This is a genomic window from Prochlorococcus marinus XMU1406 (genome assembly GCF_017696055.1).
In the GTDB taxonomy this organism is placed as follows: Bacteria; Cyanobacteriota; Cyanobacteriia; order PCC-6307; family Cyanobiaceae; genus Prochlorococcus_A; species Prochlorococcus_A marinus_W.
This window is the reverse complement of record NZ_JAAORG010000003.1, coordinates 421,694-445,983: the sequence shown is the minus strand read 5'-3', so window position 1 is coordinate 445,983 and position 24,290 is coordinate 421,694. Positions and strand designations below refer to the sequence as shown.

23 protein-coding genes and 1 tRNA gene are annotated in these 24,290 nt (G+C 30.8%); 19 read left to right on the top strand and 5 right to left on the bottom strand.

The features are described 5' to 3' along the window. Nucleotides 1-7: 7 nt before the first annotated feature. Nucleotides 8-1,357, top strand: a complete 1,350-nt coding sequence (locus HA149_RS08865) for a four-carbon acid sugar kinase family protein (protein WP_209114937.1) — start codon at nucleotides 8-10, stop codon at nucleotides 1,355-1,357. Between the two features lie 2 nt (nucleotides 1,358-1,359). Here HA149_RS08865 and HA149_RS08860 read toward each other — a convergent pair whose 3' ends face one another. Beyond that, complete coding sequence (locus HA149_RS08860) at nucleotides 1,360-2,784, bottom strand: NADP-dependent isocitrate dehydrogenase (protein ID WP_209114935.1); 1,425 nt, start codon at nucleotides 2,782-2,784, stop codon at nucleotides 1,360-1,362. A 212-nt stretch (nucleotides 2,785-2,996) separates the two neighbouring features. On the opposite strand from HA149_RS08860, the gene HA149_RS08855 reads away from it, so the two are divergent. Genes HA149_RS08855 through HA149_RS08835 form a run of 5 tightly spaced genes read left to right on the top strand, consistent with a single transcriptional unit; the run spans nucleotide 2,997 to nucleotide 6,180 of the window. After that, nucleotides 2,997-3,428 carry a hypothetical protein gene (locus HA149_RS08855; protein ID WP_209114933.1) on the top strand — a complete coding sequence of 144 codons (432 nt, stop codon included), beginning with the start codon at nucleotides 2,997-2,999 and terminating at the stop codon, nucleotides 3,426-3,428. A 57-nt stretch (nucleotides 3,429-3,485) separates the two neighbouring features. Next, nucleotides 3,486-4,196 carry a heme oxygenase (biliverdin-producing) gene (locus HA149_RS08850; protein WP_209114931.1) on the top strand — a complete coding sequence of 237 codons (711 nt, stop codon included), beginning with the start codon at nucleotides 3,486-3,488 and terminating at the stop codon, nucleotides 4,194-4,196. A gap of 5 nt (nucleotides 4,197-4,201) precedes the next feature. Beyond that, a complete protein-coding gene (locus tag HA149_RS08845; protein ID WP_209114929.1) occupies nucleotides 4,202-4,912 on the top strand; it encodes a 15,16-dihydrobiliverdin:ferredoxin oxidoreductase in 711 nt (236 codons plus the stop codon). Continuing rightward, the gene (locus HA149_RS08840; protein ID WP_209114927.1) at nucleotides 4,913-5,674 is read left to right on the top strand and encodes a phycoerythrobilin:ferredoxin oxidoreductase; all 762 of its coding nucleotides are present in this window, start codon (nucleotides 4,913-4,915) and stop codon (nucleotides 5,672-5,674) included. Between the two features lie 32 nt (nucleotides 5,675-5,706). After that, nucleotides 5,707-6,180 carry a low molecular weight protein-tyrosine-phosphatase gene (locus HA149_RS08835; protein WP_209114925.1) on the top strand — a complete coding sequence of 158 codons (474 nt, stop codon included), beginning with the start codon at nucleotides 5,707-5,709 and terminating at the stop codon, nucleotides 6,178-6,180. Between the two features lie 5 nt (nucleotides 6,181-6,185). Here HA149_RS08835 and HA149_RS08830 read toward each other — a convergent pair whose 3' ends face one another. Next, the gene (locus HA149_RS08830; RefSeq protein WP_209114923.1) at nucleotides 6,186-7,715 is read right to left on the bottom strand and encodes a bifunctional pantoate--beta-alanine ligase/(d)CMP kinase; all 1,530 of its coding nucleotides are present in this window, start codon (nucleotides 7,713-7,715) and stop codon (nucleotides 6,186-6,188) included. Between the two features lie 98 nt (nucleotides 7,716-7,813). On the opposite strand from HA149_RS08830, the gene purM reads away from it, so the two are divergent. From purM to HA149_RS08815, 3 genes are all read left to right on the top strand, one after another. Beyond that, the gene (gene purM / locus HA149_RS08825) at nucleotides 7,814-8,857 is read left to right on the top strand and encodes a phosphoribosylformylglycinamidine cyclo-ligase (RefSeq protein WP_209114921.1); all 1,044 of its coding nucleotides are present in this window, start codon (nucleotides 7,814-7,816) and stop codon (nucleotides 8,855-8,857) included. Between the two features lie 135 nt (nucleotides 8,858-8,992). Then, nucleotides 8,993-9,637 carry a histidine phosphotransferase gene (locus tag HA149_RS08820; protein ID WP_209114919.1) on the top strand — a complete coding sequence of 215 codons (645 nt, stop codon included), beginning with the start codon at nucleotides 8,993-8,995 and terminating at the stop codon, nucleotides 9,635-9,637. Continuing rightward, nucleotides 9,624-9,791 (top strand): hypothetical protein, encoded by a 168-nt coding sequence (locus tag HA149_RS08815; protein WP_209114917.1) that lies wholly within the window; start codon nucleotides 9,624-9,626, stop codon nucleotides 9,789-9,791. Before HA149_RS08820 ends, HA149_RS08815 begins: the two co-directional genes overlap by 14 nt. A 312-nt stretch (nucleotides 9,792-10,103) precedes the next feature. On the opposite strand, the gene HA149_RS08810 is transcribed toward HA149_RS08815, so the two are convergent. After that, nucleotides 10,104-10,174: transfer RNA gene (locus HA149_RS08810), tRNA-Cys, on the bottom strand. A gap of 57 nt (nucleotides 10,175-10,231) precedes the next feature. Here HA149_RS08810 and HA149_RS08805 point away from each other — a divergent pair. Both HA149_RS08805 and HA149_RS08800 read left to right on the top strand, forming a co-directional pair. Next, nucleotides 10,232-11,446: a lipid-A-disaccharide synthase-related protein gene (locus HA149_RS08805; protein ID WP_245154723.1), complete on the top strand. Its 1,215-nt coding sequence runs from the start codon at nucleotides 10,232-10,234 to the stop codon at nucleotides 11,444-11,446. 35 nt (nucleotides 11,447-11,481) lie between these two features. Further along, entirely contained in the window at nucleotides 11,482-11,748 is a 267-nt protein-coding gene (locus tag HA149_RS08800) for a hypothetical protein (protein WP_209114915.1), read from the top strand. 3 nt (nucleotides 11,749-11,751) lie between these two features. Here HA149_RS08800 and HA149_RS08795 read toward each other — a convergent pair whose 3' ends face one another. Then, a complete protein-coding gene (locus HA149_RS08795; RefSeq protein ID WP_209114913.1) occupies nucleotides 11,752-12,387 on the bottom strand; it encodes a ribonuclease D in 636 nt (211 codons plus the stop codon). Nucleotides 12,388-12,551: 164 nt separating this feature from the next. On the opposite strand from HA149_RS08795, the gene HA149_RS08790 reads away from it, so the two are divergent. Continuing rightward, complete coding sequence (locus HA149_RS08790) at nucleotides 12,552-13,109, top strand: cofactor assembly of complex C subunit B (protein WP_209114911.1); 558 nt, start codon at nucleotides 12,552-12,554, stop codon at nucleotides 13,107-13,109. A gap of 29 nt (nucleotides 13,110-13,138) precedes the next feature. Here the strand turns inward: HA149_RS08790 and hemF are convergent, their stop codons facing one another. Next, on the bottom strand, nucleotides 13,139-14,167 hold the full coding sequence (gene hemF / locus HA149_RS08785; protein ID WP_209114909.1) for an oxygen-dependent coproporphyrinogen oxidase: 1,029 nt from the start codon (nucleotides 14,165-14,167) through the stop codon (nucleotides 13,139-13,141). A gap of 158 nt (nucleotides 14,168-14,325) precedes the next feature. Between hemF and HA149_RS08780 the strand changes: the two genes are divergently transcribed. The 7 genes from HA149_RS08780 to ppc all read left to right on the top strand — a co-directional run bounded on the left by HA149_RS08780 (nucleotide 14,326) and on the right by ppc (nucleotide 24,289). After that, a complete protein-coding gene (locus HA149_RS08780) occupies nucleotides 14,326-15,396 on the top strand; it encodes an Mrp/NBP35 family ATP-binding protein (protein ID WP_209114907.1) in 1,071 nt (356 codons plus the stop codon). 3 nt (nucleotides 15,397-15,399) lie between these two features. Beyond that, on the top strand, nucleotides 15,400-16,668 hold the full coding sequence (rodA, locus tag HA149_RS08775) for a rod shape-determining protein RodA (protein WP_209114905.1): 1,269 nt from the start codon (nucleotides 15,400-15,402) through the stop codon (nucleotides 16,666-16,668). Continuing rightward, on the top strand, nucleotides 16,668-18,032 hold the full coding sequence (locus HA149_RS08770) for a sensor histidine kinase (protein WP_209114903.1): 1,365 nt from the start codon (nucleotides 16,668-16,670) through the stop codon (nucleotides 18,030-18,032). The genes rodA and HA149_RS08770 overlap by 1 nt, the downstream gene beginning before the upstream one ends. A 112-nt stretch (nucleotides 18,033-18,144) precedes the next feature. Next, nucleotides 18,145-18,567, top strand: coding sequence for a photosystem I reaction center subunit II PsaD (locus HA149_RS08765; protein ID WP_011863680.1), 423 nt, complete (start codon nucleotides 18,145-18,147; stop codon nucleotides 18,565-18,567). Nucleotides 18,568-18,626: 59 nt separating this feature from the next. Beyond that, nucleotides 18,627-20,147, top strand: coding sequence for an anthranilate synthase component I family protein (locus HA149_RS08760; RefSeq protein WP_209114901.1), 1,521 nt, complete (start codon nucleotides 18,627-18,629; stop codon nucleotides 20,145-20,147). Further along, nucleotides 20,148-21,266 (top strand): glutamate--cysteine ligase, encoded by a 1,119-nt coding sequence (gshA, locus tag HA149_RS08755; protein ID WP_209114898.1) that lies wholly within the window; start codon nucleotides 20,148-20,150, stop codon nucleotides 21,264-21,266. Nucleotides 21,267-21,319: 53 nt separating this feature from the next. Beyond that, entirely contained in the window at nucleotides 21,320-24,289 is a 2,970-nt protein-coding gene (gene ppc, locus HA149_RS08750; RefSeq protein WP_209114896.1) for a phosphoenolpyruvate carboxylase, read from the top strand. Nucleotide 24,290: the final 1 nt, after the last annotated feature.

Genomic DNA, 24,290 nt, shown 5'->3' with positions numbered 1-24,290 from the left:
AATACTTATGAAATTTGTTGTTATTGATGATGATCCAACAGGCTCTCAAACTGTTCATGATTGCTTATTACTTCTAAAGTGGGACGTTTCAACTTTAGTCAAAGGTTTTGAATCTAAATCTAATTTATTTTTTATTTTGGCTAATACAAGGTCACTTTCGGAAAATGATGCGAAATTAACAATAGAGGAAATTTGTAAAAATCTTAAGACCGTTATAGCTTCTCAAGCTTATGGAGAAAAAATTATTTTTATAAGTAGAGGAGACTCTACTCTTCGAGGACATAACTTTTTAGAGCCAAGTGCTTTAAATAATTGCTTAGGTCCCTTTGATGCTACTTTTCATATTCCAGCTTTTATTGAGGGTAAAAGATTCACAATTAATGGATCACACTTTGTTGATAAAACCCCTATTAATAAAACAATTTATGCAAGAGATAAAATTTTTGGATATGAGACAAGTAATGTCAAGAACCTTTTATTGCAGAATAGTAAATCGCAATTAAATATTGAAGATATTCAAAATCTTTTACTGTCAGATATCGAAATTTTAAACGATGAAGAAAATAATATTGTTTTTAAAACACTAAAGAATTTGAAGAATAATAAACATGTAATTGTAGATGTAGAAAATTATTCTCAACTAAAAAAATTTTCTTTAGTAATTAAAAAATTAACTAAACAAAAAAAATTCCTTTTTCGAACTGCAGCAAGTTTTATAAGTTCAATTTCTGATAAAAAAAGTGTCCCTAAGTTTCAGACATTTTGCTCTCATTTAAGATTAAGAAATAACGGAAAGAGTTATCTTCCAGGACTGATAATTGTTGGATCCTATGTGGAACTTTCAACAATACAATTGAAAAATTTATTAGAGATAAGTAATTGCAAGCCAATTGAATTAGATGTTTTTGAATTTTTTAAAATAACTTCATCGGAGAATAATCAGAATCGAATAAATAATTTTAAAAATAGTTTTTTGAAAGAAATTAGATTTTCTTTTGAGATAGGAAAAACTCCTGTATTGTTTACTTCAAGAAAATTTATGTCCTTAGATTATTCTGAACAATTTAATTTTTATCACTCACTTGCTTCTTTTATTTCCGAATTAGTCGCAGAGTTGAAATATGAAATAGGATATTTGATTTCAAAAGGTGGAATAACAACAAATGTGATTCTTAGTAATGGACTTAATGCAGATTATGTTTATCTAGAGGGACAGATTTTAACTGGTATTTCAGTGGTGACTTACAACCTAAAAAATGGCGAAAAACTTCCTATTGTTACACATCCTGGCAACATTGGTACTAAAGATTCACTAGTTAATATTTGGAAAGCTTTTGAAAATAAAAATAATTTTTAAAATTAGAAATTTGAGATAATTTCTTCAGCAAAACTACTGCAGGATAAGGGTTCTACTTTCGGTTCCATTAAACGTGCTAGATCATAGGTGACTTTTTTCCCCTCTATTGCTTTACTTAAACCATTAGTAATTAAGTTGGCGGCTTCATCCCAACCAAAATATTCAAGCATCATTACACCACTAAGAATTACTGAGCCTGGATTAATCTTATTTAAGCCTGCATGTTTTGGCGCAGTACCATGCGTAGCTTCGAAAATTGCTGCATTATCTCCAATGTTTGCGCCAGGAGCCATACCTAGGCCACCAACAATTGCAGCAGCAGCATCAGAAACATAGTCTCCATTGAGGTTTAATGTTGCAAGAATTGAATATTCTTGTGGTCTAGTTTGAATTTGCTGAAATATACTGTCAGCTATACGATCATCAACAAGAATAAGTTCTCTCCATTTCCCATCTCCATGAGAATTTAATATTGATGCGATAACTTCTTTAATTTCTTCGCAAATGAATGCTTTCTTGTTATTTGTAAGCTTGTCAAAACCTGGTTCGATTTTTCGAGCATTATTTTCAATTGTAATTTCTGGATTTTTCTGAATATTATCTAAAATCCAACTTTCTCTCTCTGTAATACAATCTTTCCTAAATTCGTTTACTGCTAATTCATATCCCCAATCTCTAAATGCACCTTCGGTATATTTCATAATATTCCCTTTATGTACAAGAGTTACATGCCTTTTATCTCCTGATAATCTTTTAGCATGTTCAATAGCCTTTCTGATATGCCTTTGGCTACCAGATTTACTTACTGGTTTTATACCAATTCCTGATCCGTTTGGTATAGATCTATTTTTTAGATTTTTACTATTTGGTATTACAACATTATTTAAGTGATTAATTAATTCAAGACAATTATTATCCTCGGCTTCCCATTCAATTCCCATGTAGATATCCTCAGTATTTTCTCTGTAGACAATAACGTCTAAATTTTGAGGATTTTTGTGAGGGCTTGGAGTCCCTGAATAATACCTGCATGGTCTAACACAGCTATATAAATCAAAGATTTGTCTTAATGCAACATTAAGAGATCTAATACCTCCACCGATGGGAGTCGTTAAAGGACCTTTGATAGCTACTCCGAAGTGTCTGATTGCTTCAATAGTATCTTGAGGCAGATAGTTATATGTTCCATACAGTTCACAAGCTTCATCTCCTGCGTAGACTTTAAACCAATTAATTTTTCTTTCATCTCCATAGCTTTTTTTAATGGCTGCATCAAGAACGATTTGAGTTGCTGGCCATATATCAACTCCAGTTCCATCACCTCTGATAAATGGGACAATTGGATTATTAGGAACATTCGGCTTGCCTTGATTAAAAGTTATAATCTCTCCTTCATTAGGTAAATTTAATTTTTCAAAGTTTGGCATAGCATTGAATGAATAACAAAGATAACTTCTTTAAGTTCTTCGTATTGTAATTTGCGATGAGTTATTTTCTTTAAAAGCTAGAAATTTATTATTCAAATGTGAATAGGGAATACTTTGTTGATCAGCATTTCAACATCTTTATTAAAAGAAAAAGTAGTTAATAAGCAACTTAATGGAAATTATGTCATTTTCAAAAAAACACTTAGCTATTTATGAATGCTAGTTCAAATGTAAGTAATGTTGAAATAGCTAATAAAATTGCTTCCACTGCATCATTGTTTCGGAAATATTTTCCAGATGCAATCGTAAATTTTAGTCCCTGGGAAAATTCAAATAATGAATCTATGCCAGATACTATTGATTTTGCATTTCATTTTCCTGGGTGGAGTCCTCTCATTGAATGTAGAGCAATTCTTTTACAATTAAGAATTGATAATGATAATAAAAAAAGAGTCCCAAAATTGTTAGGAATAATAATGCGAGGGATGATAGTTCCCTCTGAGAGATGGAGAGTAGCTACTATCGGAGAGTGGGAAATGACTGGCACTCACTTACCACAAAAGGAACAGAAAGATAATCTTTTTTTGGTTTGTAAAGAACTTTATAAGTTATTCTCTACAACATCCTCTGGTAACAAAAATTAGCTGTTTTATGTATTTTCCTTGTAGATTAAATACACTTACAAAATTAATTCAAAATATATGGCAGTCGCTCTTGCAGGACAACTAAGAGAAGGGACAAAAAAATCCCACACTATGGCAGAAAATACTGGCTTTGTTGCTTGTTTTTTAAAAGGAGTTGTTGAAAAAAAATCTTATAGAAAATTAATTAGTGATTTATATTTTGTTTATGAGGCTATGGAAGAAGAAATCGAAAGATTGGTTTATGAGGAACATCCCGTAATAAAACCTATTGGTTTTAAATCATTATTTAGAAAACAAACTCTTGAAAATGATCTTATATTTTATTTTGGTGATAATTGGAAGAGTGAAATTAATATTTCTCAATCAGCAAAAGTATACGTTGAAAGAATTCGTGAGGTTGCAAAAAAATCACCAGAGTTACTGGTTGGTCACCACTATACACGCTATATAGGGGATTTATCTGGTGGTCAAATTTTAAAAAGGATTGCCAAAAAAGCATTAAATTTGAAGGGAAATGACGGTTTAAATTTTTATGAATTTGAATTAATTGCTGATGAAAAGAAATTTAAGGAAGAATATTCCCTTACTTTGAATCAACTTCCAATAAACCAAAAAACTGCTGATCAAATTATTGATGAAGCTAATCAAGCTTTTACTTACAATATGAAAATGTTTAAAGAGCTTGAAGGTAACTTGATTGCTGTTTTAGGCAAGATTGTATTTAATTACATTACAAAAAAAGTTAGGAAAGGCAGTACTGAGACCTAGTATTTATGTTTGATTCATTAGTTGATCTCCTTAAAACCAAAATTGATGAATTAAATGGTCACGAAGTTCAAATATCTGGCGAATTCAAAGAATATAACAATGAAGACTCAAAATATGTTATTAAAAATTGGCTTTTTTCATCTGCGGAATATCGAAAGTGGCGAATAACTAGATTAGACGGTGGCAAAAAACTGCAAGTCTTCAATACGGTCGCATATCCAAATTTTGATAGTGAATTACCTATCCTAGGCGCCGATATTTTATGGTTTGGAACCTCTCAAAAGTTATTAGCAATTCTTGATTATCAACCTTTAATTCAAGAGGGAAAGTATCTTGAAAAATATTGTTCAAGTTTAGCTAGTATTAAGAAAAAATATCCTGGATTTGATAATAATAAAATGAAGAATATCTATGATTCAAAAATGTATTTCTCACCATGGGTAATTATATGTAGAGGAAATAGATTAAATCTTGATAGAGATTTAAATAATATATTTCATTCATTTGTAAATAATTATTTGAATATTTATAAATTGAATCCTGTTAATCAATTTTTAAATGCAGAAGAAATAAAGATTAATCAAATTAAATATGATAAGTACAGTTTTGAAAAAGACCCTGCAGATAAATTGTTTAAATCTTTTTTTGGAGAAAAATGGACAAAAAAATTTATTGATAAATTTCTTTTTACATTAAATAGTGAGACTATATATTGAATGTTAATACAAGATACTATTTTTTATAGACCAAATTGGATATGGCATAATTTTCTAAAATATTTAATCAACAATTTAAGTAAATATAACTGTATAGAAAAAACAATACCTTCCGAATATTCTTATAAAGATTCTACTTATGGTTCAAAAAAATCAAAAAAAAATGTGAATCTTTTTACTTGGGGTGTAACTCATAAAAAAAGGATTCAAGTTGCAAGAGCAGTTTGTATTAATAGTCCAAATTATTCTGTTTTAAATTTTTTAATTATTCCAAATACTACTTATAATGTCCCATTTTTTGGCGTAGATTTTGTTTCTCTACCTAATATTCATTTATTAGTATTAGATTTTCAGCCTTCATTAAAGATACAAAATCAATATAGCAATGAGTTATTAGAAAAACTTATAAACCTCAAAAAGCGTTGTCATTCATCAATCCCATTAGCTGAAAAAATGTCTGCTGATTTAGGTAGATTTTTTTCTCCAGGAGTAATCTGGTCAAAATTACCAAAAGAAGAAAGGAGCGAATTTTTAATTACTAATCAGCTTTATGATTCATTTAAGGAATATCTAAATTTGTATTTGGAAATTCTTTTTGAAAGCAAGGAAGTCAATATGGATCTCCAAAAAGAATTAATAAATGGTCAAAACAATTATCTGAAATATAGAAGAGATAACGATCCAGCAAGACCAATGTTATCGAGTTTATTTGGTAAGGAATTTACCGAATCTTTAATTAAAGAAATTTTATTTGCTATTTAAAAGACTTATAATTTGTTTAGATAGAAAACCATATGAAAAAAATTTCTGTTCTTTTTGTATGTTTGGGAAATATTTGTAGGTCTCCTGCTGCAGAAGCTATTTTTATAAGTCTACTTGAAAAAAAAGGTTTAAAAAATGCCTTTATTGTAGATTCTGCTGGAACTGGTAGTTGGCATATTGGAAAAAAAGCTGACTCTAGAATGAGAATTGCGGCTAAAAGAAGAGATATAAATATCCTAAGCAGGGCTCGTCAAATTAATATCAAAGATTTTGAAAAATATAACTATATTCTTGCGATGGATGACTCGAATTTTAGAGATATTCAAGATCTTAAAAATAGAACACCTTCAACTAAATTGGCATCAATTAAAAAAATACAAGATTTTAGATCAGTGTTTAATGAGCATGAAGTTCCTGACCCATATTTTGGCGGTGATGACGGATTTGATTATGTCCTTGATATATTAGAAGACTCTGTAAGCGGCTTCTTGGAAAGTATTTCTTGAATTTATTAGATCTGAGTCTCTTTGGGAATCTTGTTGTTATAAAGATCAATTATTTTATCTACGACCTCATTAATTGAATATCCATCCGTAATAACTTCTATTGCGTCATTCGCTTTTATGAGAGGTGAAATTTCCCTATTAGAATCGTCAAAATCTCTTTTTTTTATATGTTCTTTTAACGTATCAAGATCTATTTCTTGCGAGTCTTTACTTTGTTTGTCAGATTTTCTTCTTTTTGCTCTTTCATCGATGCTTGCAGTTAAAAATATTTTAAGTTCTGCATAAGGAAAAACAGTAGTTCCTATATCTCTTCCCTCAGCCACAAGTCCACCGGATTCTCCAATTTTTCTTTGTTCTTCAACTAAGAATTTTCTTACTTCTTTAATTGAGGAAATTTTAGAAACGATAGAATTTATCTCTTGCGACCTAATTTCTTCGGTAACACAGTAGTTATTAATAAAAACATCGTGATGTGAATTGTTATTTGATTTGAAAACAATAGAAATATTTTTAAAAATATTCTGCAAATTTCCACACTTTTTATAATCAATATTTTCTTTTATTAAAAGCCAACTTAATGCCCTATACATTGCACCAGTATCTAAATATAAAAGTTTGAGTTTCTTTGCTATTAACTTTGTTACAGTACTTTTGCCTGACCCTGCTGGGCCATCAATTGCAATAATAGGCCTTCTTTTCATTAGAAAAACGTGATCAATTAGTCTTGTCTCACCACATCTTATCGCACCAGCTAGTAATGAAATATTATCTTCAACTCTTACTTTTTGGAGGGTATAAGGGTTTAAATGTTCTAAATATTCAATTGAAATTTTTTCTGCTGACAGCTTTTTAATTATTGCTTTTAAACTGATCTTTTTTTCTTGTTGAAAAATTGTTTTTGCTTCTAACAACTCATTTGAAAAAAATCTAATTAATTTTCTTTCTTTTCTAGATAAATGTATATTACGAGAACTTAAAGGAATTCCATCAAAATCTCTTTCTGTAGGAATAGATTTAACAGCAACATTTAATTTCTTCGTTAGGATAAGATTCTTTAAAATTAAAAGTTGTTGCCAATCTTTTTCTCCTAAGTAAAGATTTTTTGGCTTGATGAGATTCAGTAATCTATAAACTACAGTACAAACGCCATCAAAATGTCCAATTCGATTTAATCCACATAATGTGGAAGATAATTCTATGGAAGCTTTCAGGAATTTAATATTTTTATTATTCGGAGGATATATATCTTCAGTACTTGGGATGAAGATTGCATCTGCGCCATTAGCAAAGGAGATTTTTACATCATTGTCAATTGTTTTAGGGTAGTTCTCTAAATCTAACTTATTATCAAATTGAAGTGGATTAACAAAAATACTTACTAGATTAATATTAGAGTTGTCATTTTTTGCGGTTGATATTAGTTTTATATGTCCATTATGAAGATTACCCATCGTTGGAATAAAGTTAATTTCACGATTAATATTTCTTCTCCAATTTTCAATTTCTTCAGTTTTCCTTATGATTACTTTTTTCACTTTGTTTTTAAAAAATAAATCTATTTGATAAATAATTACTGGACAAAAGCAATCTTCGGAGGAATATCTATATAGGGAAAGTCTATCATTTTTATTTCATGGATTACAAAACATCAGGTGTTGATATAAAAGCTGGCCGAGAATTTGTTTCAGAAATTAAACAGGCAGTTGAAGGTACTCATACATCTAATGTGATTGAGGGTATTGGCGGGTTCGGAGGCTTGTTTAGAATTCCTACTCATAGTTTTAAAAAACCTGTTCTTGTTTCAGGTACTGATGGAGTTGGAACAAAATTAGAATTAGCCCAAAGTAAAAACTTTCACTTTGAGGTTGGTATTGATTTAGTTGCAATGTGCATGAATGATATTATTACTTGCGGCGCAAAACCTTTATTTTTTCTTGATTATATTGCTACTGGTAAGCTTGATAAGAAACAATTATTGAAGGTTGTTCAGGGCATTTCATATGGCTGTGGAGAAAATAACTGTTCATTACTCGGTGGAGAAACTGCTGAAATGCCAGGATTTTATTCAAAAAATAAGTATGATCTTGCAGGATTTTGTGTAGGAATAGTTGATGAGGATAACCTTATTAATGGTAAAAAAATATCTGAAAATGACTTAATAATTGCTTTAAAAAGTAATGGCGTTCATAGTAATGGCTTTAGTTTAGTAAGAAAAATAATTCAAAATAATAATCAAATAGATAAAGAATTTCAAAAAGTTTATAACTTAAATTTTTATGATGAGTTATTGAAACCTACAAAAATTTATAATAATGTGATTAACCAAATGTTATCTGAAAATATTGGGATTAAAGCAATGTCCCATATTACTGGTGGAGGAATTCCAGAGAATCTACCAAGATGTATTCCTTCTGATTTTATTCCTTACATAGATACCAATTCTTGGGAAATACCGATTCTATTTAAATTTCTAAAAGAGAAAGGAATGATTCCTGAAAAAGATTTTTGGAATACTTTCAATCTTGGAGTGGGATTTTGTTTAATTGTTGATAAACAGTTTAAGGAAGCAATATTAAATGTCTGTAAAGATCATGATTTAGATAGCTGGGAGATTGGAAAAATAGTTCGAAAAAATAATTCAACAATTGGTAAATTTTTGCCTGAAATTTTAACTTAAATTTTTTTGTATTTTTTAAAAATGAGTTTTAAAAAATTATTTTTTATACACAAATGAAAAAGTTAAGTGTAATATAATAAAATTACCGCCGAGTTATATCGGAAGTTTAAGTATTAAGAATTAACAGTTTATTCAATGCCTTTTGCAAATAATCAAAGAATTACACGTAGACGTAGTTCAGCTGGACCTACACCTCCAAAAAGACCAATGGCTAATAATTCCGAATTTAGCGGTAGACAGTCTCAAGGTCCAAGACCTACTTTTTTGACACTAAGGGATCATGGGAAAGTGTTTGTCGCTGATTTACCTAATTTATCTGATGGTCAATTGTCGCATATTAGTAAAGAAGCTAATGAAGTTTTAAATAGTTTGGAAAAAAGGCTTAGTGATCTTGAAAATGAACCGAATTTAAGTAATCCTGAAAATGATACGCTGATAAAAGCCTCTACCAAAAGAGATGTCACACTGAGGTTTATTAAATCCATAGAAGAAGAACAAGAACATAGAAAGAACAATCCTGCTTTAAGAGATGCTGCATCTGAATCTTTACCCAGAACTTTTCTTGAGGTTGCTAGACATAGATTGCCTGGAGCAACTTTTGATTCACTACTTCGTGAGGCTCTTGAAGCCTGCTCAGTCGATGAGAGTACTAAAAAAAATCAAATTATTGATGAACCCAAAGAAACTGTAAAAATCATGGATATACCCTCTTCCAACACAAATGCTTCACTTGTTGTTAGTATCGACTCAAGTGAGGATTCCGAGAATGGCTCGATTTGATTCGATACAAGAGTTAATAAGTTTAAAGGACCATAATAATTCAAAAATTAATCTTACTTCAAAGAAAGATAAAATTTTATGTGATCATTGCAAAAGGACTGCATCAAATGGTGTTAGATGTTTAGGAATGTGTGTAGCAGATAATGATTATTAAATTAGTTCAAATGTATATATAAATAATCTGATGAAAATAATTAAAAAATCCATTGAATTTTATTTCTAAGAATCTTATAAATCATTTAAGAAACTACAAATTTTCATATTTAATCAAAGATAGATTTTTCTCTGTAGTCAGGAAATGAGATAATAAAATTACTACAAATATTTTGTAATGAAAATGTGGTCAACTTGCTGACCTATTGCCGACCAAGAATTTGACTAAATTTCCCCCAAGAAATGTATAACAAGTATACAAAACTCAAGTGTTTGGAAGGGTTTATAGGGGATTTAGTATCAAAATTAAAGAAGGCGGCACCCAGATTCGAACTGGGGATAAAGGATTTGCAATCCTCTGCCTTACCACTTGGCCATGCCGCCGGAAAAGATTCAATTAAGTCTTTTTATGATATTAACAGTAAGGGGACTCATTCCCTATTGTTTATATGCAATGGTCATGGAGAAGATGTAATCGCATCAGAAATAATAAAAAGATTACTAAAAAAAATAAAAAATAAAAATATTGAAGTTTTGCCTTTAGTAGGTAATGGAGATGTATTTGATTCAATAAAATCAAAGAAAGTTAGTAAAATAGGATATTTAAAAGAGCTGCCTAGTGGTGGATTTAGTAATCAAAGTCTAAAGGGATTTTTACTTGATTTATTTGCAGGCTTTTTAATTGATATTTTAAAAAATTTTTTAATTGTAAAACAAAAGGCAAAACAAAATTGCAAAATTATTGCTGTAGGTGATTTTTTACCATTACTTTACGCATGGAGTTCAGGATGCGAATTTAGTTTTATTGGAACTCCTAAAAGTGACCATACTTGGAGTAGTAAGCCCGGTTGGGCTTTAAGCGATTTTTATCATAAGTGGAAATGTTCTGAATGGGACCCATGGGAAATGTTTTTAATGACATCTCCAAGATGTAAAAATTTAATTATGAGAGATAAAATTACAGCTAATAATTTAAATAGAAAAAATATTAATGCAAAATACTTGGGTAATCCAATGATGGATTTTGTTAATGCAAAAAATGAGAAGATATCAAATATTATTTCTTTTACAAGGATTATTCTATTAGTTGGAAGTAGATACCCAGAAGCATTAAAAAATCTTGATAATTTTCTTGACTGCTTGCAAGATTTCCATTTTTCTAAGAATTTGGTAGTACTTTTGCCACTGAGCATTAATGCGAATATGGTTAAAGTTGAGAGTTATTTAATTAAATACGGTTTTTTAAAACAGAGTAAAGTTCAATTTTCGATTGATGAAGATTCAGTATGGAGAAAGAAAGATCAATATGTAGTAATTGGAAAAGGTAAATTCAATTTATGGGCAAGTATGGCTGAAGTTGGGTTGTCTAATGCAGGAACTGCTACAGAGCAAATTGCTGGCCTTGGAATCCCATCTCTTTCTTTCCCAGGATCAGGACCTCAATTTACACAATCATTTGCAAAGAGGCAATCAAGATTATTAGGAGGTAGTGTTTTTGTCTGCAACAGTAAAAAAATTCTTTTAGAACGTTTAAGTTTGCTTTTGAAAGAAAAAATTCTTAGATTTGAGCAAGCGAAAATTGGAAAAAAAAGAATGGGGAAATCCGGAGCAAGTAAGAAAATCGTAGATTCTATAAACCTTCATTTGTTATCTTAGTAAATGACACTAGCGTCTTAATTATTAATTCTTTTATGTATCCAATAAATGATCGGCAATATCTAAAAATTTGTGCAGAGATTGCAAAACTTATGAGCATAAGTTTATCTTCTGCTAAGAAGAAAGTAGAAATTCAAATTGCAAAAGAAGGCTCCAAAACTATTCAAGAAAAAATACAAGTTGCCCAAAATGTCTTAGATATTTGTGAAAAAAATGATGAAGATAAATTAAGTTCTTCAAGAATACTTGATAAGCTTATGGAAACTCTTGATGGTGAAGATAATTTTTTAACTGAAGATTGATTCTTAATGTTCAAATACATTTGAAAATTTTAGTATGTCTAAATCAGCATGTACAGAAACTGTTTCGAAACATTTTTGAGCTAATTCATATCTACTCTCTCTTTCTAAGATGACTTTTAGTTTATGCATAGCTTCAATTAAATATCTAACATCATTTGCGGCATAATCTAATTGATCTTTTGTTAAATCTTCATTGCTACCCCAATCACTGCTTTGTGAGCTTTTGTCTAACTCTACACCTAACAATTCATTAATTAGATCTTTTAAACCATGTTTATTTGTATAAGTTCTAGCCAACTTACTAGCAATTTTTGTACAAAAAATATTTTTTGTATTAATTTCAAGATTACATTTGAGAGCTGCTACATCAAATCTCGCATAGTGAAAGATTTTAGTAATTTTGTCATCTTCAAGAAGTGCTTTTAAATGAGGTGCAGAAGATTTATTAAGTTCGATTTTTATGCAGGATGTCCTTTGAAGTTCATTGCATATTTGTACTAAACAGAGTCTATCTCTTCCATGAATCAACCCCATCGCTTCAGTATCAATAGCTAGGTAGGATGATTTTTTATAAAGATTATATAAATCTGCTGATAAATCGCTATAAAGAAGATCAATATTATTATTTTCAATAGTCATTTTTAATAAGTAGTTAGAGTAATTTAAGATTTATAATATTACTGAAGGTTTTATTTAATTAAGAATTTTTATTTAATAAAAATATTTTACAGAATAAATCTAAAAAATTATAATGAGATGTAACTTAAATTTTTATTTTCGAGTTACTAAGAAAAATTTATTTAATGTCCTATTCCTTAAATTCAACATTATTGCTGACAATTCTTTTGTCCATAGGATTATTTTTTTTTCTTAGGGCTTCTAGTAAAGATAGAACAACCATCGTTGAGATTTCATCTTCTCTACAGCCAATTAAGGTTTTAAATGGTTTATGTGAGTGGCTTGATTTGAGGGGATGGAAGCAAACGGGAGGAGATTTTGAACAAAGAATTTTAATATTTAAGGGACAAGTTGTTTCTAGTAAATATTTAGCAATTTTTTTAGGTTTTCTTGGAGGTTTTGGTTCTTGTGCTTTGGGATTAGTAATTATTCAAATATATCCTGAATTAGGTTGGTGGCCTATTCTTTTAGGATTAATTGGCGGCCCTTTGTCTGGCATTGTTTATTTTAAAAAATCGGCAAGAGAGGAGAAATTTGAATTAAGGTTGATCAAAGAAAATGAAAATGATTCAACTTTAATGAGATTAAGAGCGCATAGGGATGAATTAATTTCTTTAGAAAATGAACTTGGAGAAAAACTTCAATTGAAAAGCGACGGTTCTTTATTTAAAACTCCTATTTAATATAATTTACAAAAGTAAATCGATAATTTTTAATCAAAGATATCATTCTCTTTACAGAAATTTTCTAAATCTTTATCATTTAACCAATCTTGAGGTTTTGTAAAAATTGATGTAAGAAATTCTTCTCTAGAATCCTTTTTAGCTTTATATCCATACTCCCATCTAGCTAAAGGCGGCAACGACATTAATATTGATTCAGTTCTCCCGTTTGTTTGTAATCCAAAAATTGTCCCTCTATCCCAAACTAAATTGAATTCGACATATCTACCTCTTCGATATAGCTGGAATTCTCTTTCCTTCGATGAATATGTTTGACTAGCCCTGTTTTCAATAATGGGCAAATATGAGGGGAGGAATGCCTCCCCACAGTGCTCTGCTAAAGAAAATAAATTATCCCAATTTAAATTAGATTTGCCAAGATTTTGCGAAGCTTTTGATGCCTCTCCATTTTTGTTATTTCCTTTATAAATATTGCCTGAACCATCTTGATAATCATAAAAAATACCTCCTATGCCTCTAGATTCATTTCTATGCTTCAGGAAGAAATATTCATCACACCATGGTTTGAAAACTTTATGCAAGTCTTTATCAACTACCTCACAAGCTTTTTTATGCTCGTTATGAAAATTTCTCACATCACAAAGATAAGGATAAAAAGGGGTTAAGTCTGCACCTCCTCCAAACCACCAAACAGGACCAGCCTCGAAATATCGATAATTCAAATGAACTGTAGGAATATAAGGATTCTTTGGATGCAATACCATAGAAGTTCCTGTGGCAAACCATTCATGACCTTTTGCTTCGGGCCTCTGAGAGATTATTGATTGAGGTAATTCTTTCCCATGTACTTCAGAAAAATTTACTCCTGCCTGCTCAAAAATAGAACCGTTTTTCAATACTCTTGATCTTCCCCCACCACCTTCGTCTCTTACCCAGGACTCTTCGATGAATTTCCCTTTGCCATCAACATTTTCAAGGCCTAAACAAATTTTGTCTTGTAGAGTTAATAAGAGATTTTTAGTTTTTTCTCTCGAGTTTTTAGGAGGTTCTTTGAACATGTATTTAGTAAATCTTGAAGAAAAAAATTTTCTGGTTAATTATAAGTTTCCCTTTATAATTTCTCTTAGGGGGACCTTATTTCCTATTATTTGATAGTTCGACATAGTTCTTAATCTTTTAAACTGTCGACTAACTTGTCAAAATATAAAAAAATTTAATGACCACAATAGAAGATGCGAATTTTGCTTTACAAAAGGTTCTAGACACTGGATCAAAGAAAAATGTAATTGAATTAGCTTGGATTAAAAACGTAAGGGTAACTATACCAAGAGTAATCGTAACACTATCATTACCATCATTCGCAAATTCTCAGAGAGATAGAATTGTACAAGAGGTTCGAAAAGTACTTCTGGATTTTGAAGATATTGATGATGTTCAAATAGAGATAGATAATAATCTTTCTCAAACAGAATCTAAAACTCAAAGTAATGCTCCTGAGTTGCAGAAGATTGATGGAATTCGCCATATTATAGCTGTTAGCAGTGGTAAAGGGGGAGTTGGGAAAAGTACCATTGCAGTTAATCTCGCTTGTTCTCTAGCTAAATTAGGTTTAAAAACTGGTTTGCTTGATGCGGATATATATGGACCTAATACTCCTTCAATGATGGGAGTTGCCGAACAGAATCCAAAGGTTACAGAAGGTAGTGGCAGTGATCAAAGGTTAATACCAATAAATAAATATGGAATTTCATTGGTATCAATGGGTTTCCTCATAGAAGAAGGTCAGCCAGTTATATGGAGAGGACCAATGCTTAATAGTATTATCCGACAATTTTTATACCAAGTTGAATGGGATAATCTTGATTTTTTGGTTATTGACTTGCCTCCAGGAACAGGAGATGCTCAAATATCCCTTTCTCAATCTGTTCCTATTTCTGGAGCTATTGTTGTCACTACTCCTCAACAAGTATCTTTGCAAGATGCAAGGAGAGGATTAGCAATGTTTAAACAACTCGCAGTACCTTTGCTGGGAATTGTAGAAAATATGTCAGTATTTATTCCGCCGGATATGCCAAATAAAAAATATGAAATTTTTGGTAAAGGTGGTGGACAAACATTAGCTAAAGAAAATAATTTACCATTATTAGCCCAAATTCCTATTGAAATCCCTCTCGTTGATGAAAGCAATAAAGGTGTACCAATCTCAATCAGTCAGCCTGATAAAGAAAGTTCTATTGCATTTGGTAATTTAGCTCAATTAATTAAGAATCAATTTGTTACTAGATAATTGATGTTTAGGAGAATTTCTTTATTAAATAAGAGAGAATTTTTATCAAAAAAAGACAACTTAAGGAGAGGTTTTTTATTTTCTCCACTACTTTTAATTCCCCTGTTTTTAGTTATCATTTCGGGCTTATTAATAAAAAGTATTCAGGGAGATTTAGTTACATCTAATTATTTAAGTCATATTTTAACAGGTTTTTTAGGTTATTTCTTAGCATTTTTTATTTCTTATATTCCGTTAGGGATACTTAGAAAGTATTTGGTTCCATTTTATTTGTTTACTTTAATATCCTTATTATTAGTTTATTTTTTTGGGATCTCAGTTTCTGGAGCTCAAAGATGGCTAAACTTGGGCATCTTTTCTTTTCAGCCTTCAGAAGTAGCTAAACTAAGTACTGTATTAACACTTGCTTTAGTACTGGACAAAAAAATAATTTTAACAATAAGAGATTTAGTATTGCCCTTATTATTAGTAGTCATTCCTTGGTTATTGATTTTTTTTCAACCAGACTTAGGTACATCTTTAGTTTTATTGGTTTTGACAGGTGTTATGCTCTATTGGTCGCATATGCCGATAGAGTGGATTTTGTTATTGGTGTTTTGTATTGTCTCTTCTATATTATATTTAACCTTACCAACTCTTCTTATTTTTTGGATTCCAGTTATAGGATATCTTGCTTATAGATCTTCGAAAAAGAAAATTATTTTTCCTGCTCTAGCTATTTCGTTTCATTTATTAGTGGCAAAATTGACACCAATTTTGTGGCAATATGGCTTAAAAGAATATCAAAAAGATAGATTAGTTTTATTTTTAGATCCAAATAGAGATCCATTAGGTGGTGGATATCATTTGATACAGAGTCAAATTGCAATTGGTTCTGGAGGATTATTTGGGACTGGGCTGCTACGAGGAAAGCTGACTAATTTGCAATTTATTCCAGAACAACATACTGATTTTATATTCAGTGCATTAGGCGAAGAATTGGGTTTTGTGGGGTGCATAATAGTTTTATTTTTGTTCTTTTTTTTGATTAAAAAAATTATTAATACTGCAACAATTGCTAGTACTAACTTTGAATCTCTAATTGTTATTGGAATAGCCTCAACTTTCTTATTCCAAATAATTATTAACTTATTTATGACTATTGGATTAGGACCAGTTACTGGAATTCCCCTTCCTTTTATGAGCTATGGTCGAACGTCGTTAGTGACTAATTTTATATCTATTGGATTTATTTTATCTATATTAAAACGTTCTAGATCACTAAGAAGTTGATGAAATCACAAATAACTATAAAAAAAATTCAAGACCTTTTGATTAAAAGAGTTCAAACTATATATGTAGATGATGATACATCCAGAAGAATGTGGTGGGCTTCTTTAGAAGTTATTCAAAAAGATTTCCTATCTAAAAATTATAAAAATGGGGGGATTTGGGTTGCATCGCCTTTGCCAACTTTTAATGATAAAAAATTTTTAAATCAACTTCACGGATGGCTTTGGTCTCCTGAGGGATTTCCATACTTTAAAAATGAGAATGCAGGTTTTTTACCAGTCAATAATTCAGAAAAGATAAAAAAAAATTTCGATTTAGTTAGTAATTATAAAGTCTTAAATCTGACTCAAGAAGATGGTTATGAACCGTTTTTAATGTTAATCACCCCAAATTTTCAATGTATATTATCAATTGTTGGAGAAAAAGATAAGAAAAGTCTATTAATGAAGTGTGATGAAGAAAGCCTAAAACTTTCAATTGAATTAATCCATGAAAAATTAAATCAAGAAAATTATGAGGAAGGAATAAAATTTCGTAATGCAATCAATAATTTAGGTAACCTTAGTATTAATAATCAATTTGAAAAATTATTTTGGCCAATATTATCGGCAAAATTAGCAAATTTTGCCCCAAATCATAACATACAAAATTCTGTAAAAAATGATGAAAAAAATGTGCAAATAACTGAAGCAAAATTATTACGTGCAATATCTCATGAAGTAAGAACGCCTTTGGCAACAATAAGAACCCTCATAAGTTCTACTTTAAAAAAATATAAGATGGACGAATCTATGAAAAATCGTTTAATTCAAATAGATAATGAATGTAATGAACAAATTGATAGGTTTGGTTTAATCTTTAATGCAGCAGAATTAGTAAGTAATGAAGTTCCTTCACTAAATAACTTGGCAAAAATTAATTTAGCCGAAATTTTTAAAAAGCTTTCTCCTTTATGGAAGAAACAACTAAATCGACGTGGGATTTCTTTAAAGATTGATATACCCAATCAACTTCCGCAAATTTTGAGTGATTCTGAAAAATTGGAATTAATGTTAAGTGGATTAATTGATAAAAATACTAGAGGATTAAAAGAAGGTAGTACATTAATTTTAGAATTAAGACCAGCTGGTCAAAAACTTAGACTTCAATTAAAAGTAAAAAAATTAGAAAGTAATCAAAAAGAAATTCTTTCAAAAGATAACGGTTCTGATATTGGTCCTGTTTTAAATTGGAACCCTCAAACAGGTAGTTTACAACTTAGTCAAAATGCTACTCATAAGTTGTTAGCTAGTTTAGGAGGGCATGTCACACAAAGGCGTGATACAGGTTTAACAGTATTTTTTCCGATTTCAGATGCAAAATAGAATGAGAAACAAATTTTTCCATATATTAAATAATGTAGAAAATTTCCTGTAAATGTCGAATTTTGCAAAATATGAATGCTAATTTCTTATTATAAATAACTCAAAATCAAGGATGACTGAAACTTTAGTTGGTCAATTTCCAAAGCATATAGGAAGTACTGGGGGTTTATTAAACTCAGCAGAAACCGAAGAAAAATATGCAATTGTATGGAAAAGTTCAAAGGAACAAGCATTTGAATTGCCCACAGGTGGAGCAGCTATTATGCATGAAGGTGATAATTTAATGTACTTTGCAAGAAAAGAACAATGCCTTGCATTAGGGACACAATTAAGAGCCTTCAAACCAAGAATTGAAGATTTTAAAATCTACCGAATTTTTCCAGGTGGCGATATTGAATTTTTACACCCAAAAGATGGTGTTTTCCCTGAAAAAGTAAATGAAGGCAGAGAGAAAGTAGGACATAATCCTAGAAGAATAGGTGAGAACCCTAATCCAGCTGGTTTGAAATTTACAACGAAGAATACTTTTGATTAACTTCCTCAAAGTTGATATAAAAGAAGAAAATAATTATAATTTGGGTTGACATTATTAATATGATCAGCTCACAGAAAGATAATTTTTTAAAGGCTTACGAAGAAGGTAAAAATTTTATACCTATCATTCAAACTTGGCCAGCAGATTTGGAGACCCCATTAACGACTTGGCTAAAATTATCCTCAAAAGATTCCCATGGTGTTTTTCTTGAATCTGTTGAAGGTGGGGAAAGTTTGGGTAGGTGGAGTATTGTCGCTACTAAACCTCTTTGGGAAGCCGTTTGTTATGGAGAAGAAATAATTAAAACTTGGAATAATGGCAAAACTGAAATACATAAAGGTGATCCTTTTGATATTTTAAGAAGTTGGACAAAGGAATATAAGTCAACCATGCTTGATGATTTACCATCAATTGGACAGTTATATGGCTCTTGGGGTTATGAATTAATAAATCAGATAGAACAAAGCGTTCCAATAAATAAAATGCCAGAAAACGATATACCTTATGGTTCTTGGATGTTTTTTGATCAGTTAGTTGTTTTTGATCAAATAAAAAGATGTATTACTGCAGTGGTTTATGTAGATATAACTTCTTCAAAAGAGTGCTCGATTGAAGAGTTATATGAAAATTCAATTTCTAAAATTCAGAAAACTAGAGATTTGATGAGAGTTCCTCTAAAAGAAAATGAGTTTTTAGATTGGAATGAAAATGAAAATTTGAATTTAGATCTAGAAAGTAATTGGAAGAAAAAAGATTTTGAGGATGCAGTTCTCTCTGCAAAAGAATACATAAGAAAGGGAGATATCTTCCAAATAGTTATAAGTCAGAGATTCCAAACTCAAGTCAATAATGAGCCCTTTAATTTATATAGAAGTTTGAGGATGGTTAATCCATCTCCATACATGTCATTTTTTGATTTCGGCTCATGGTATTTGATAGGTTCAAGTCCTGAAGTAATGGTTAAAGCTGAAAAAAATAAAAATAGTAAAATTGTTGCAAGCTTAAGACCAATAGCTGGCACAAGACCTAGAGGTATCGATAATAAACAAGACTTGGAATTAGAAAAGGATTTATTAAATGATCCAAAAGAGATAGCTGAGCATGTAATGCTAATTGATCTTGGGAGAAATGATCTTGGAAGAGTTTGTGAAATTGGTACTGTGAAGGTCAAGGATTTAATGGTTATTGAGAAATATTCACATGTTATGCATATAGTTAGTGAAGTTGAGGGAATCTTAAAAAACAATGCTGATGTATGGGATTTACTAAAAGCATCTTTTCCTGCTGGGACAGTAACTGGTGCTCCAAAAATAAGAGCTATGCAATTGATTAAGCACTTTGAAAAAGATGCTAGAGGACCTTATGCTGGTGTTTACGGATCTATTGATATTAATGGTGCATTAAATACGGCAATTACAATAAGAACTATGATAGTTAAACCCTCAAGAGATGGGAAATATGATGTTTCAGTGCAAGCAGGAGCTGGAATAGTTGCTGATTCTTTTCCTGAAAATGAATATCAAGAGACGATAAATAAAGCAAAGGGGATACTAAAAGCATTAGCCTGTTTGGATAAATAAATGAGTCAAAATAATCTTTATAAGGGTTTTGAGGTGGAACTTTTTACAGGTTCTTTAAATTCTCATATTGGTGTTTCGGCTGAAATTGAGAAAGAATTTCCTGATTTTGTCAAAGAGCCAGATATCAGAAACGTTGAATACATAACAACACCTGAAAAAGACTACAATTTTTTATATGAGAAATTAATAACTCCAAGAAAAAAGTTAAGACGATGGCTAAACAAAAAAGATTTAACAATTATTCCTTCATCCACTCTTTGTTTTAAACACGATATTCAATTACAAAGATCTGATATTGAAAATGTTTATCATCAATTTATACAAGATAATTATGGAACCACTATTGCTACTTCAAGTGTACATATAAACGTTGGAATAGATGATTTAGATAAGCTTTTTGCAGCTATTAGACTAATAAGATCTGAGGCTGCTTTATATCTATCCCTAAGTGCTAGTTCACCTTTTTTAAATAATAAAATTACGGAGAATCACTCTCAGAGATGGATGCAGTTCCCTAAAACACCAAGTAAGGTACCTTTTTTTATAAATCATAATTCTTATATAGATTGGATCGAGGAAAATATAGCTAATAAAAATATGCAGAATATTAGGCATTTTTGGTCTTCAATCCGACCAAATGGTCCACAAAGACCTTTGATTCTTGATCGTTTAGAATTAAGAATTTGTGATTTTGTTTATGATTTAAACTTGCTTTTAGGGATAACAGCCATGATAGAACTAAGGATTTTAAATCTTTTTGAAAATATAAATACTTTAGATCCTTTGAATGCCAGTTTTTTCTCTATTGAAAAATTATCAGAAATATGTGATCAAAATGAAACTAATGCTGCTAAAGATAGTCTGAATTCAGAATTAATTCACTGGCAAGATGGCAAAAAAGTTGTTTGTAGAGAGTGGATTCAAAACTTATTATCAGATTTGTCATCCACAGCAGACAATTTTGGTATGAAACATCTTTTGCATCCTATCTATAAAGTCCTTGAAGAAGGTAATCAATCTATGAAATGGATAAATCAATATGAAAAAGGTCTTTCTATTGAGCAAATAATGAAAATTTCTATCGAAGATATGATTAGGAGCGAAGGCGAGAATGTTTGATTATTTAAATAAACATTTGATCTGAACATTTTCACTTGTGACATAATGATTATATGGAATCTTTTCGACAGATAAAAAATAATAACGTGGATCTGATAAGTAACATTGATCCGCTCGATAAAAATCGTCTTTTAATAGAAGATCTATGGGAATCTGTACTCAGAGAAGAATGCCCAGATGATCAAGCAGAGAGATTGATACAGCTTAAAGAATTAAGTTATTCAAAACAAATTGATGGTAATAGTTCAAAAACTTTTAAACATGAAATAGTTGATATTGTGAATTCTATGGATTTAGCAGAATCCATTGCAGCAGCAAGGGCGTTTTCATTGTATTTTCAACTCGTGAATATTTTGGAACAAAGAGTTGAGGAAGATAGATATATTCAAAGCTTTACTAATAAGAATGTTCAAAAATCTCCAGACAATCTTGATCCTTTTGCTCCAGCATTGGCAAGGCAAAATGCTCCAGTAACTTTTAGAGAATTATTTTACAGGCTGAGGAAATTAAATGTACCCCCAGGTAAATTAGAAGAGTTATTGCAAGAAATGGATATCCGTTTAGTTTTTACTGCACATCCGACTGAGATAGTAAGACATACGATTAGACATAAGCAAACAAGAGTAGCAAATTTGTTAAAAAAAATACAAATTGAGCAATTTCTAACAAAAGAAGAAAAAAATTCTTTAAAAACCCAATTAAAAGAGGAAGTAAGACTTTGGTGGAGAACAGATGAATTGCATCAATTTAAACCATCAGTTTTAGACGAAGTAGATTATGCCTTGCATTATTTTCAGCAAGTTTTATTTAATGCGATGCCTCAATTGAGGTGCAGGATCACTGAAGCACTCACTGAAAATTATCCAGATGTTCAGTTACCCTCCGAATCTTTTTGTAATTTCGGTTCTTGGGTAGGCTCCGATAGGGACGGCAACCCATCGGTCACTCCTGAGATAACATGGAGAACTGCTTGCTACCAAAGGCAGTTGATGTTGGAAAGATATATTGTTGCGATATCTAATCTTAAAGATCAATTAAGTGTCTCGATGCAATGGAGTCAAGTCAGTTCTTCTCTATTAGAGTCACTTGAAACGGACAGGGTTAAGTTCCCAGAAATCTATGAAGCTAGGGCTACAAGATATAGATCAGAACCTTACAGATTGAAATTAAGTTATATTTTAGAAAAATTAAGGTTAACACAAGAAAGAAATAATTTATTAGCTGATAATGGGTGGAAATTTGACTTAGAGGGTGAAATTGATAACAAAGATCTAGATAAAGTTGAAAACTTATATTACAAGTCAGTTTACGAATTTACTTATGACCTCGAATTAATTAAAAATAGCCTGATTAGTACAGATTTAACTTGCGAGTCTGTAAACACTTTACTTACTCAGGTTCATATTTTTGGATTTTCTTTAGCAAGTTTGGATATTCGTCAAGAGAGTACAAGACATAGTGATGCTATAAACGAGCTTACAAATTATCTTGATTTATCTGTGCAATATGACCAAATGTCTGAAGAAGAGAAAATTAAATGGCTTATAGATGAATTAAATACAAAAAGGCCTCTAATACCATCTGACGTTCAATGGACAAAAAATACAGAAGAAACCTTTTCAGTTTTTAAAATGGTTAGGAGACTACAGCAAGAATTTGGAAGTCGTATTTGTCATTCTTATGTAATTTCAATGAGTCATAGTGCATCTGATTTGCTTGAAGTTCTCTTACTAGCCAAAGAAATGGGACTTCTTGATCAAAATTCACAAAAGTCAAAATTATTAGTTGTTCCTCTTTTTGAAACTGTAGAAGACCTTAAAAGAGCACCAGAGGTAATGGAAAAGTTGTTTAAATTAGATTTCTATAGATCATTATTGCCAAAAGTGGGAGAATCTTTTAAACCTCTGCAAGAATTAATGCTTGGATACTCAGATAGCAATAAAGATTCGGGATTTGTTTCTAGTAATTGGGAAATTCATAGAGCTCAAATAGCTCTTCAAAATCTTTCAAGTAGAAACAACATATTGCTAAGACTGTTTCATGGAAGAGGTGGTTCTGTAGGTAGAGGAGGAGGTCCAGCCTATCAGGCAATATTGGCCCAACCAAGCGGCACTTTAAATGGACGAATAAAAATAACAGAACAAGGTGAAGTTTTAGCGTCTAAATATAGTCTTCCTGAACTGGCTTTGTACAATCTTGAGACTGTTACGACAGCGGTAATTCAAAATAGTTTGGTAAATAATAGACTTGACGATACTCCAGAATGGAATCAATTAATGTCTAGGTTGGCAGAAACATCAAGGTCTCACTATAGAAAATTAGTGCATGAGAATCCTGATTTGTTAAATTTTTTTCAAGAGGTCACTCCAATAGAAGAAATAAGTAAATTACAGATATCTAGTAGACCTGCTAGAAGAAAAAAAGGTGCGAAAGATTTGTCAAGTTTAAGAGCTATTCCATGGGTATTTGGTTGGACACAAAGTAGATTTCTTTTGCCAAGTTGGTTTGGAGTAGGGACTGCATTGTCTTCTGAATTAAATTCAGATCCAGAACAAATTGAATTATTAAGAGTTTTACATCAAAGATGGCCATTTTTCAGGATGCTTATATCTAAGGTAGAAATGACATTATCTAAGGTGGATTTGGAAGTTGCTAGATATTACGTTGATACTCTTGGCAGTAAGGAAAATAAAGATTCTTTTGATGATATTTTTGAAGTAATTTCTAAAGAATATAATCTTACAAAATCTTTAATACTTGAGATTACTGGTAAAAATAAGCTCCTCGAATCTGATAGGGACTTGAAATCATCAGTAAGCTTGAGAAATAAGACAATCATCCCATTGGGATTTTTGCAGGTTTCACTTTTAAGAAGACTAAGAGACCAGACAAGACAACCCCCAATAAGCGAATTTCTTCTTGATAAAGATGAATCTAGGAGAGCTTACAGTAGGAGTGAACTATTGAGGGGAGCACTTTTAACTATTAATGGGATAGCAGCTGGTATGAGAAATACAGGTTGAT

Coding starts and splice junctions, on each gene's coding strand:
- HA149_RS08865 (WP_209114937.1), top strand. CDS start 8: ATGAAATTTGTTGTTATTGATGATGATCCAACAGGCTCTCAAACTGTT.
- HA149_RS08860 (WP_209114935.1), bottom strand. CDS start 2,784: ATGCCAAACTTTGAAAAATTAAATTTACCTAATGAAGGAGAGATTATA.
- HA149_RS08855 (WP_209114933.1), top strand. CDS start 2,997: ATGAATGCTAGTTCAAATGTAAGTAATGTTGAAATAGCTAATAAAATT.
- HA149_RS08850 (WP_209114931.1), top strand. CDS start 3,486: ATGGCAGTCGCTCTTGCAGGACAACTAAGAGAAGGGACAAAAAAATCC.
- HA149_RS08845 (WP_209114929.1), top strand. CDS start 4,202: ATGTTTGATTCATTAGTTGATCTCCTTAAAACCAAAATTGATGAATTA.
- HA149_RS08840 (WP_209114927.1), top strand. CDS start 4,913: ATGTTAATACAAGATACTATTTTTTATAGACCAAATTGGATATGGCAT.
- HA149_RS08835 (WP_209114925.1), top strand. CDS start 5,707: ATGAAAAAAATTTCTGTTCTTTTTGTATGTTTGGGAAATATTTGTAGG.
- purM (WP_209114921.1), top strand. CDS start 7,814: ATGGATTACAAAACATCAGGTGTTGATATAAAAGCTGGCCGAGAATTT.
- HA149_RS08820 (WP_209114919.1), top strand. CDS start 8,993: ATGCCTTTTGCAAATAATCAAAGAATTACACGTAGACGTAGTTCAGCT.
- HA149_RS08815 (WP_209114917.1), top strand. CDS start 9,624: ATGGCTCGATTTGATTCGATACAAGAGTTAATAAGTTTAAAGGACCAT.
- HA149_RS08800 (WP_209114915.1), top strand. CDS start 11,482: ATGTATCCAATAAATGATCGGCAATATCTAAAAATTTGTGCAGAGATT.
- HA149_RS08795 (WP_209114913.1), bottom strand. CDS start 12,387: ATGACTATTGAAAATAATAATATTGATCTTCTTTATAGCGATTTATCA.
- HA149_RS08790 (WP_209114911.1), top strand. CDS start 12,552: ATGTCCTATTCCTTAAATTCAACATTATTGCTGACAATTCTTTTGTCC.
- hemF (WP_209114909.1), bottom strand. CDS start 14,167: ATGTTCAAAGAACCTCCTAAAAACTCGAGAGAAAAAACTAAAAATCTC.
- HA149_RS08780 (WP_209114907.1), top strand. CDS start 14,326: ATGACCACAATAGAAGATGCGAATTTTGCTTTACAAAAGGTTCTAGAC.
- rodA (WP_209114905.1), top strand. CDS start 15,400: ATGTTTAGGAGAATTTCTTTATTAAATAAGAGAGAATTTTTATCAAAA.
- HA149_RS08770 (WP_209114903.1), top strand. CDS start 16,668: ATGAAATCACAAATAACTATAAAAAAAATTCAAGACCTTTTGATTAAA.
- HA149_RS08765 (WP_011863680.1), top strand. CDS start 18,145: ATGACTGAAACTTTAGTTGGTCAATTTCCAAAGCATATAGGAAGTACT.
- HA149_RS08760 (WP_209114901.1), top strand. CDS start 18,627: ATGATCAGCTCACAGAAAGATAATTTTTTAAAGGCTTACGAAGAAGGT.
- gshA (WP_209114898.1), top strand. CDS start 20,148: ATGAGTCAAAATAATCTTTATAAGGGTTTTGAGGTGGAACTTTTTACA.
- ppc (WP_209114896.1), top strand. CDS start 21,320: ATGGAATCTTTTCGACAGATAAAAAATAATAACGTGGATCTGATAAGT.